Origin of the sequence: Aurantimonas sp. E1-2-R+4 (genome assembly GCF_036549515.1) — a bacterium.
Taxonomy (GTDB): Bacteria; Pseudomonadota; Alphaproteobacteria; order Rhizobiales; family Rhizobiaceae; genus Aurantimonas; species Aurantimonas coralicida_A.
In genome coordinates this window covers 1-2,337 of the sequence record NZ_JAZHLK010000117.1, presented here as the reverse complement: position 1 = coordinate 2,337, position 2,337 = coordinate 1, and the positions used below count along the sequence as shown (strand labels likewise).

2 protein-coding genes are annotated in these 2,337 nt (G+C 62.9%); both read left to right on the top strand.

Annotated elements, in window-relative coordinates; translation table 11 throughout:
- Nucleotides 1-2: 2 nt before the first annotated feature.
- Nucleotides 3-1,448, top strand: a complete 1,446-nt coding sequence (gene istA, locus VQ045_RS21540) for an IS21 family transposase (RefSeq protein WP_331831578.1) — start codon at nucleotides 3-5, stop codon at nucleotides 1,446-1,448.
- Nucleotides 1,445-2,221 (top strand): IS21-like element helper ATPase IstB, encoded by a 777-nt coding sequence (gene istB, locus VQ045_RS21535; protein ID WP_327623533.1) that lies wholly within the window; start codon nucleotides 1,445-1,447, stop codon nucleotides 2,219-2,221. Before istA ends, istB begins: the two co-directional genes overlap by 4 nt.
- Nucleotides 2,222-2,337: the final 116 nt, after the last annotated feature.

Genomic DNA, 2,337 nt, shown 5'->3' with positions numbered 1-2,337 from the left:
GTTTGAGCCGTCGGGAGGCCGCCCGGCTTTTCGGCATCGACCGGCGGTCGGTCGACAAGATGCTGCGGTTTTCCGTGCCGCCGGGGTATCGGCGCAGCAAGCCTGTCGTGCGACCGAAGCTCGATCCGTTCATCGTCATCATCGACCGGATCCTGGAAGACGACAGCGAGCGGCCCAAGAAGCAGCGTCACACCTCGAAGCGGATTTTCGAGCGGCTGCGCGACGAGCATGGCTTTGCCGGCGGCATCACGATCGTGAAGGACTACGTTCATGCGGCCAGGGAGCGCCAGCGCGAGATGTTCGTGCCGCTTTCCCATCCACCGGGACATGCTCAGGTCGATTTCGGCGAAGCGCTTGCCGTGATCGACGGCGTCGAACGCAAGATCCACTTCCTGGCGATGGACCTGCCACATTCGGACGGTTGTTTCGTCAAGGCTTATCCGCAGGAGACGAGCGAGGCCTTCTGCGACGGACACGTCTCGGCCTTTGCCTTCTTCGGCGGCGTTCCGATTTCCATCCTCTACGACAACACCAAAATCGCCGTCGCCCGCATTCTGGGAGACGGCACCCGCAAGCGCACCCGGGTGTTCTCCGAGCTTGTCTCCCATTACCTGTTTGCCGATCGCTTCGGCCGTCCCGGCAAGGGCAATGACAAGGGAAAGGTAGAGGGTCTGGTCGGCTATTGCCGCCGCAACTTCATGGTGCCGGTGCCGCGGTTTTCCAGCTTCGAGGATTTCAATCGATGGCTAGAGCAACAATGCCGACGGCGCATGGCGGACAGGTTGCGTGGGCATGGCGAGACGATCGGAGAGCGTCTCGAACGCGATCGCGCCCACTTCCAACCTCTGCCGGTTGTCGCCTACGATGCCTGCGACAAGTGCTGCGCCCGGGTTAGTTCGCTGTCGCTGGTGCGCTATCGCGGCAATGACTATTCCGTCCCCAGCGCCTATGGCCATCGCGAGGTGCTGGTGCGTGGCTATGTCCACGAGGTGGTGATTGCCTGCGGCGCGGAGATCATCGCCCGGCACCGCCGCTCCTGGGAGAAGGAAGACTTCGTCTTCGACCCGCTGCACTATCTGGCATTGCTCGAGCAGAAGACCAACGCGCTGGACCAGGCCGCCCCGCTCGTCGGCTGGGAACTGCCGGAGGCCTTCGCCACGATGCGCCGCCTTTTGGAGGCGCGGATCGGCAAGAAGGGCAAGCGCGAGTTCGTCCAGGTCCTGCGCCTGCTGGAGACCTTCGCGCTCGATGATGTCCATCATGGAATACGCAGCGCACTCGATCGTGGCACGATCGGATTCGACGCCGTCAAGCATCTCGTGCTTTGCCGGATCGAACGGCGCCCGCCGCGCCTCGACATGACGGTCTATCCCTATTTGCCGAAAGCCCGGGTCCATGCGACATCGCCGCAAAGCTACATGAGCCTGCTGGCCGGAGGCCGGTCATGAGCGACACGCCGCAACTGCTGCTGTCGCATCATCTGAAGGCCCTCAAGCTGCCGACGTTCCTGCGCGAATACGACAAGCTCGCAAGGCAGTGCGCCAGCGAAGGCGTCGATCATTCGCGCTACCTCCTGCGGCTTTGCGAGCTCGAACTGATCGACCGGGAGCGGCGCATGGTGGAGCGGCGGATCAAGGCCGCCGGTTTCCCGGCCGTCAAGAGCATCGACAGCTTCGACTTCAAGGCGATCCCGTCGCTCAACAAGATGCTGGTGCTCGAGCTGGCGCGATGCGACTACGTCAATCGCAGCGAGAACGTCATCGCTGTCGGCAATTCCGGCACCGGCAAGACGCATGTTGCGCTGGCTCTCGGACTGGCGGCTTGCCAGAAAGGTCTGTCCGTCGGCTTCACGACCGCCTCGGCGCTGGTGCACGAGCTGATCGAAGCGCGAGACGAGAAGCGTCTCCTGCGGCTGCAGAAGCAACTGGCCAAATACCAGGTGTTGATCATCGACGAGCTCGGCTACGTGCCGCTGTCGCCGACCGGAGCCGAACTGCTCTTCGAAGCCTTCTCCCAGCGTTACGAACGCGGCTCCACCATCGTCACATCCAATCTGCCTTTCGACGAATGGACGAGCGTCTTCGGGAGCGAGCGGTTGACCGGCGCGCTGCTGGACCGGCTCACGCACCATGTCCATATCCTGGAGATGAACGGCGAAAGCTACCGCCTCCGCCAGGCCGGCAAGGCCACCACGCCGCCCAAAAATGACGAACCCGACTGATCCCGCCGAAAAGCGCGAAACGTCATGAGAAGGGCCCCGATCGGGGCCCTTCTCATGACGTCACCTGGCACATATTTCCTCCGGCCAACTGGCGCATATTTGCTCCGGCGTTGACA